Below are 7,955 nucleotides of genomic sequence, written 5' to 3'. Positions count from 1 at the left end.
AACACCATTGACATTGAAGGGTCCACTTCATGGCGTGAGGTTACAACCGATGAGGCTAAAGATACAGGATACTACCAGTTTACGGCTGATTTTCTCGGCGGCCAGTTCGGCGCAACTGAAACCGACATTACATTCAATATCGGGTCAAAATTTAACGGTAACAACTGGGTTAATGATTCGTTATCCTCCACCCAGTACGCTAAGTCTTCTTCCACTATATATAAGGATGCAGACGGTTATGCATCAGGGGATCTGACCGGAATTGGGGTGGATTCCGGTGGCCTGGTCACCGGCACCTATTCAAATGGCCAGGACATTGCCTTGTTCAAGATTGCTCTGGCAGATTTTAACAATGTAAACGGCCTTAAAAGTATGGGCGGCAATCTTTATGCAGAAACAACAGACAGCGGGGCGGCCATCACCAATAAGGCCGGGGAAAACGGGCTTGGCACCCTGTCATCCTATTCCCTTGAAATGTCCAACGTGGATATTTCCGAGGAATTTGTTAACATGATTGAACTGCAGACTGCCTATGAAGCCAATGCTAAAATCATCAGTACTGTGGATGAAATGATGGCTACGGTCATAGGCATGAAACGTTAGCAAGCAAGGAGGGGCGCATCATGATACTTCCTCTAATTAAAGCAGAAACACAAACCGATTTTGTGGCGGTTCTTGAAAGGAAAATGATCAGGATGCGGGCTCTGCTTAAGGAATTGAGCCGCATTTTGGACGCTGAGTATGAGGCGGGCATGGCTTATGATTCTAAAAGTTTAAAAAAGCTTATTTTGAGAAAACAAAACAGCGTTAACCGGTTTGAGCATCTTGTACGTGCCGTGGGTGAGCAACTGGGTATGATGGCAGTTGGGGAAATGCCTTCCACCATATCAAGAACCCTTGTCAACAAGGTGAAAATGATTCCGGGGTTGACCCGCCGGCAGGAAGATGTGTTGTACCCGCTTGCACAGGATCTTGAACAAAGACACCTGGACCTGATGAAGGCAGCCCATCGCAACAGTGTATTGTTTAAAACTGCGCTGGACCGTATGTCTGTCGCATCCAGATATATTAACCAAGGAAAGATGATAGCGCCATGAGCAGCCTAGGTTCCATATTAAATACTGCGTCTAATGCCGTCAGGGCCTATCAAGCTGCCATCAGCGTGACAGGTCAGAATATTTCCAACGCGGATAATGGGAATTACAGCATCCAGTCTGCAAATTTTTCCACCACATCTTCGGTGAACTCGGGTGGAAATATTTATGGTACAGGGGTTACGGTTTCTTCAGTAACCAGATCCGTAAACCAGGTTATTGAAAATGCGCTTACGTCCGAATTATCCAGCCAGTCTGCCCTGGAAGAGGCACAGCTCTATATGTCTTCCATTGAAGATCTGTTTTCCGAAAACAGTGATGACAGCCTGAATACGCTTATGGATGCCTACTGGTCTGCCTGGGAAGATCTTGGCAGTAACCCGTCCGGTGAAACCGAACAAAATGCAGTTTATGATGCAGGCGTTGCGTTAACAAAACGCATCAATGCCATTGGAGAGATTCTGTCAGATCTGGCCGTTGAGCTGAATAGTGAAATTTCTTCTGCCGTTTCTGAGGTCAACACTATTTCCGAGCAGATCGCATCGTTAAACGTGGCCATCATCAATGCCGAAAGTACAGGCGGAAATGCCAATGACCTTAAGGATACACGAAACGCCCTGGTGGATGATCTTGGAAAACTCATTGATTTTGACATCACAGTTAAAGAGGACGGCAGTTACCTGATCTCCACCAACGGCCTGCCGCTGGCGGAAGACGGAATTTCATGGGATTTAACCATGAAACAAGGAAGTGTTTACTGGAACGGTAATTCCGGGAACAATTTTGATATAACCGATGATATTTCCGGTGGTTCCATTGCCGGATGGCTTGGGGTCAGGGATGTGGTGATTCCAGAAACCCAGGCTGAATTCAGCGAACTGGCCACAAACCTGATCTGGACCCTGAATTATCAGCATTCCCAGGGAGCAGGTCAAACCTATTTTTCAGGTCTCCTTGAGGGGACCTACCAGGCCGGGGACAGTGGGACGCTTGCCAGCCTGTTTTATGGAGATGAGATTGATTACACCAAGGATTTTTCCATGATGATCCGGGATGCGTCAAATTCCACTTCAGGGTACCAGAACGTGACCGTGGATATGGCCATTTCCACATCTGAACTCTTAAATATCCTGGGGTTAGGAGAAGATAACAGCACATATGAGTTTACAATTATTGATGAGGGTACCCTGGGAGACCAGACCGTGGTACAGTCCAGCGGTTCACTTATGGGCGGTGTGTCATACGGTTCAACAGGTTTTTTGGATGCCCTGGATGCGTCATTGGCCAAACAGACCCTTACCATTACCAATGGTTCCGACACCCAGACTCTGGACATTTCAGACAGTGGATCCGGTGCGGCCCGGTCCGCCGCTGACATTGCCAAAGAACTTTCCGGTATAGACGGCATAAAGGCCTATGCGTCCTCTACTTCAGCCTATTTTGATCTTTCCGGCATTTCATCGGCAAATGACGGGGATATTGTTGAATTTACACTGTATGTTGATGGGTTGCCTGGGGATTTCAGTTTTACTGTAGACTCTTCCGAAGGCACCCTTGAAGAACAGTTCGAAGATGCGCTTAAAGCAGCGGCCCAATCCATCAATAAGACCAACCAGAACACTGATCTGGCTGTGGACGGCCTTTCCATTGAAAGTGCGGCGGGTGCCACCATCGGGGTATACGATTTTAATGTCGTGGACAATGCCGGCATCACCCTTTCCAGTTTTCAGAATTTTGATACGGATGATTCTGTTACATTTACCTTGTCCACCAGCGGGACAACATCACAGTCCATAGACATTGCCGTGGATCTGACGGATGTGGATACCACAGATTCTGCTGCCGTGTCCCAGGCCTTTTACGATGCCATCTCAGCGACCCTGGCAGATAACGATACGCTCACCGCAGACTTGGATAACAGCACAGGTGAACTGACCATTTTGACCACAGACGGATCCAGTTTGTCCCTGTCCAACGGTTCCGGAGATACCAGCAGTGATGCATACATTAATATTGCTGGTACCGGTGGACAGTTCCATTTTAACGGATCAGACGTGGACGGGGCAACTCCGACTGTTTCCACAGGAGATGTCCTATACGTTTCCCTGGATTCCAGCGGTTCTGAAACTCAATCTCTGGATGAAACCAGCTCCGGGGCAAACGATGCCGTAGCAATTACCGGTTCCGTGACCATTGTCATGGATCCGGGTATGGAAATCCGTTCTGATGAGGCTTCCACTGCCGGGCTTTTCGGCGCTTCCGGAAGGTCCGGCTCCGGTACCAGTATGATTACTCTGGGCGGAGAAGGCGGGTATGAGGGTTTCGATGATACGGAACTCATTGAATTTGAACTGGACGGCCACACTATTTCATACGCGGTGGCTGCCCTGCCGCCAGGCATCACGGATGAAGAGCAGGCCCAGCAGTTATATACTGCCCTTTCAGCTACGCTGCCTCCGGAAAGCTATGAGATTGTCAAAAACGGCTCATCAGTCTCCATCGTGAAAATAGATGAGGATGATAAAGATGCCATTGAGATTTTAAATTTCAGCGACAATGGGGATGATGATGCGGTGTTGAGCGTATCCACAGGAACCGGGTCCGGCAGTGAATCGCCTGAAAATGATACCCTGGTTTCCGGCTCAGGCACAAAAAATTCAACAACTGCCGTTACTTTTGGTGATCCTGCCACTATTTACTGGGAAATTTTTGACAGTGGAGGCAACGCCATTGGCAAGTCTGGATACGTTGAAGTGGATGAGGCCGGTATGGTTAAGATCGTTGAAGACGGGAAGACAACCCTGAGTTTTGAACTGTCCGAAGGCAGTCTTGTGGCGGGAAATACGCTTCGGATCAATACGGATGACGACGGCCGGGCCGATATTCTTGACGCATCAGTTACAGGAAAAGCTGCAAGTGTCGATGATACTTATGAGTTTACTGTTATTTCCGGCGGCACCCTGCCGGATAACAAAGATGTGATTGTGATCGAATGGAAGTCCGAAACCGGTTCAGGCACCATTGAACTGGAAGGCAATGAGAAAAAAAACACCCAGATTTCGGTGAAAGTGGACGGCATGACCCTGACCTTTGACAGCGGCACCCTTGTGAAAGGCGATGTTTTTTATGTCACCACGGATGATAATGGTAAAGCCGTGGCCGATGCCGATGGAAATACCATACAGACCCTTTCGGACTGGCACTGGACCCTTGATTCCTTTGCCGACGAGTTTAACCGAAGCGCAGGCGGTGTGACCGCTTCGGTCACCAAGGACAATACCATTGAATTTAATACCAATGATGACTATTGCGCCATTGAAAACGTTACCTGTTCAGGCAGCAACAACATTGACGAAAAAAATTTTGAAATCACGGTATTAAACTACAGCACCCTTGAAATCGAGGCCCAGGGCCTTGAATTTGAGCGTAAGAACGGCACCTGGCGCGTTGCTAACGATCCCACAGGCGGCACCTTTGCCATTATTCCTGATGGCGGTGATGATGACGGATTTCAGATTGATCTGGACGGGGACGGTATAGGGGATATTGAAATTACCTTTGACCAGTCTGTTTCAGGTGACGGATATATCCGCATGGATATGGAATCCAGGGATGCGGATGATCTGTCCTATGCCTTTGCAGGAGATGAAAACGGGGACAGCGGACTTGCCGCAGCCCTTGGGGTAAATACCTTTTTTACCGGTACGGGTACGTCAACCATCGGTGTAAATGATGTGGTGTCCGACGGCGACCTGCTGGCTTCGGGCATCATGGATAAGGCAACAGGAGCGCTTGCATCCAGCGACAACACCAATGCCAATGCCATGGCCGGCACCCGTTACGATACTCTGGACATAAAAGACTATACGTATACCCGGGGAAAGGGCGTGACTGTCTCGGTAACCTCCACCACGCTGGATGATTACCAGGCATCCATGGTCTCTTCCATCGGGTCCACAGCATCCGGCATTAATTCCGCTTTGAGCTATTCCGAAGCCCTGGTGTACCAGCTTACGGCGCAGCGGGATTCAATATCAGCAGTGTCCCTGGATGAAGAAATGATTAACCTGACAGCCCAGCAGCAGGCTTATCTTGCAGCGGCCCAGTTGCTGCAAACGGTGCAGGAAATGTTTGACGCCTTGTTAGCAACGCGTTGATTTTTAAAAGGTTTAATCTTTTGATGCCAATTAACAACACCGGTCCTATAGGAGATCTGCCATGAGAGTAGCAACCATAAGCATATACAAACAGGCAACGTACCAGCTTGGACGGCTCACCTCGGATTTAAACAAGGCTAATGAAGTCGTAACCAACAACCTGAAAATCAATTCCGCATCCGATGATCCGTCCGGTATGAAGCAGGTGCTGACCATCAATTCAACCCTGGCAGCGTTGGACCAGTATCAGGTGAATGTTGATCAGGCCCAGAACATGCTCACCACATCTGAAACGGCCCTTGATTCCATGGCAGATCAGTTGTCTGAGATGAAGCTTTTATGTTCGTCCCTGGCCAATGCGTCGGCTTCTTACCAGGAGCGCTCCAACGCTGCAGAGAGCATGCAGGTTTACCTCGACAGTCTTCTGGACCTTGCCAATACAGAAGCCTATGGCGGATATGTATTTGGCGGTGACGATAACAGGACAACGCCTTTCACCTATAACGATGATGACAACCCCACCAGTGTAAATTACAACGGCAGCAGTGATGCCGTAAACATCAGTATTTCCGAGAACACCACGATATCTTTGGACTGTTGCGGCAGTGATTTGTTTTATGAAGATGAAATCATTGTGGATACCACTAATAACCAGATCATTTTTACCGAAGATTCCGGTGCCGGAAAAGATAATATTCTCACGATTGAGGCGACAATTACCAGCGGTACCTACAACAAAGAAGAACTTGCCGCCGTTGTGGAAGATACATTGAATGAAGCGTCTGAAGAATACGGATACGGTGTTGTTTATAAGGTGGAATATGATGACGATACCAATACTTTTTCCATTGGTACAAACGGCGGTGATACCACCACCACTGTGACCTTTGAGAACATTGATACCGAAACCGTCAGAGTCGCCAACTTTGACTCCACGAGCCAGGATTTTGATGACGTTGAAATTAAAATTATAAACGACTCAGCCCTAACCAAATACACACCGGAGGATGGCTCGGAACCCTTAACTTTGACCTACACCGAAGACGGTACCTGGGAGGTCACCAATGACCCCGGATACGGACTCGCTGCTAAAATTGAGGCCAGCGGCGATACCATAGAAATAGATGTGGATGATGACGGGGAGTCTGATATTGTCATTGATCTGAATGAACCCCCGGAACAGGGCACCACCATCTCCTTTGACATTGTGGAAGGGTATGAAAACGCAAGCATCCTGACGGATCTTGGATTTGATTCGGAAACCGTGACGCTTTCACCCGTATCCAGCGATACGCCAGTGGCTGGGGCTGTTACGGTGGTGGCAGGAAAAAATGACACCATTGATTTCATCGAAACCACAGAGGACAAAGATACCAGCGTACAGTTGACAGCTACTATAAAAGCCGGTAGTTACGCGAATTCTGAATCCTATGCCAAGGCCGTGGAAGAGGCACTTGAAACCGCTTCTGCGAAAAACGGCAACCGGGTGAACTACTCGGTTGAATATGATAAAGACAGAAAAACTTTTACTATCAGCGAAGATGTTGATACCGGACGCCAGCTTGAATCCTTTGAATTGCTTTTCTCATCCGGCACCCATACCGATTCCAGTGCGGCATCTGATCTTGGGTTTAGTGACAAAGATGTCTCATCCGGTCCTGTGGAAGGTGCCGCCGCCTCCTGGAGTATCTGGGATACTGTTTTTGATCTGAAAGAGGCTTTGGAAAATGACGACGTGGACGGCATCCAGAGGGCCATGACCCGGCTGGAAAATCATTATGAGAGCATTACCTCTGCCATCTCTTCCATAGGAACAACTTATAACGCCACCACCACAGCCGAAGTCACCATCTCAAAATCGGATTTGACGCTGACCACCCAGCGCTCCACGGTCCGGGATGCAGATGCCGTGGAAGCCATTATGGTGCTTAAATCTACCCAGACCATTTATGAAGCGGCTTTAAGTTCTACCTCCTCTGTTATGGGCCTAGGAAGTTTGATGGATTACATGTAATCGCTTTAGAACAGATATTTCCAGACTTTCCAGCCAACCTTTTCTTCGCGCTGCCACCCGGCCGGCATCTGCATAAGGGTCTCTGGATTCTGATTTTTCAGCTTATTGATATTTTTCTGCTTTTCCTGTTCCATCTGTTCCCAGGTGACGGTTGTGCGGTCGAACACCTTGTGATTAATGGCTGCGGCAATACAGTCCACCTTTTGTATCAGGTCGTCACTGTTCTTGGATTGCTCAAAAAAAGCCATGTACTGTTTTTCAGTGGTGTCAAACACCTTGGCGTCAATGCTGAAAGTACCTGCAAGGCTGGTGATGGTGCCGTAAAGCACATATCTGGATCCGGTTCTCCGTGCAGTTTCATGGACCAGGTCGCTGCCGGAAAATTTTTTTAATTCAGCTTCAAGGGCTGCCATCTTCTTGGGCGGCACAACAACGACTTTTTCAGGGCAGGTGAGCCTGGAATAGAGCATGGTTGAAATGCCTTTTTTAATATAGTCCAGATTCTTGTCGGCATTGATGTTAAAGGAAAGGACTGCAAGGGTTTCAGGGGTGTTTGCAAAGGCCGCTGTATGTGCAAAGATCAATCCGGCAAGGATAAAAACGGACATAATGCCTTTGAAAAATGAGGGTGATTTCTTCATTTGCTTCTCCCGTTACAATTTTGATTTGAGCATGGGCGTGACCACTTTG

5 protein-coding genes are annotated in these 7,955 nt (G+C 48.2%); 4 read left to right on the top strand and 1 reads right to left on the bottom strand.

From position 1 onward, the window contains the following. The 4 genes from AB7U36_RS14070 to AB7U36_RS14055 all read left to right on the top strand — a co-directional run. Positions 1–603, top strand: a 603-nt coding sequence (locus AB7U36_RS14070; protein WP_428160375.1) for a flagellar hook-basal body complex protein, incomplete at its 5' end; no start/stop codon positions are given. Between the two features lie 20 nt (positions 604–623). Next, positions 624–1,097: a hypothetical protein gene (locus AB7U36_RS14065; RefSeq protein ID WP_428160374.1), complete on the top strand. Its 474-nt coding sequence runs from the start codon at positions 624–626 to the stop codon at positions 1,095–1,097. Then, entirely contained in the window at positions 1,094–5,251 is a 4,158-nt protein-coding gene (flgK, locus tag AB7U36_RS14060; protein ID WP_428160373.1) for a flagellar hook-associated protein FlgK, read from the top strand. Before AB7U36_RS14065 ends, flgK begins: the two co-directional genes overlap by 4 nt. 61 nt (positions 5,252–5,312) lie before the next feature. After that, complete coding sequence (locus AB7U36_RS14055; RefSeq protein WP_428160372.1) at positions 5,313–7,265, top strand: flagellar hook-associated protein 3; 1,953 nt, start codon at positions 5,313–5,315, stop codon at positions 7,263–7,265. A 5-nt stretch (positions 7,266–7,270) separates the two neighbouring features. On the opposite strand, the gene AB7U36_RS14050 is transcribed toward AB7U36_RS14055, so the two are convergent. After that, positions 7,271–7,906 carry a hypothetical protein gene (locus AB7U36_RS14050; RefSeq protein WP_428160371.1) on the bottom strand — a complete coding sequence of 212 codons (636 nt, stop codon included), beginning with the start codon at positions 7,904–7,906 and terminating at the stop codon, positions 7,271–7,273. Between the last annotated feature and the right edge of the window lie 49 nt (positions 7,907–7,955).

It is taken from the genome of Desulfobacter sp. (genome assembly GCF_050177295.1).
Note: the sequence above shows the minus strand (reverse complement) of the source record. Positions and strands in the feature narration are given on the sequence as shown.

Bases quoted from the DNA above. Each gene is read 5' to 3' on its own strand.
- AB7U36_RS14065 (WP_428160374.1), top strand. From the start codon at position 624: ATGATACTTCCTCTAATTAAAGCAGAAACACAAACCGATTTTGTGGCG.
- flgK (WP_428160373.1), top strand. From the start codon at position 1,094: ATGAGCAGCCTAGGTTCCATATTAAATACTGCGTCTAATGCCGTCAGG.
- AB7U36_RS14055 (WP_428160372.1), top strand. From the start codon at position 5,313: ATGAGAGTAGCAACCATAAGCATATACAAACAGGCAACGTACCAGCTT.
- AB7U36_RS14050 (WP_428160371.1), bottom strand. From the start codon at position 7,906: ATGAAGAAATCACCCTCATTTTTCAAAGGCATTATGTCCGTTTTTATC.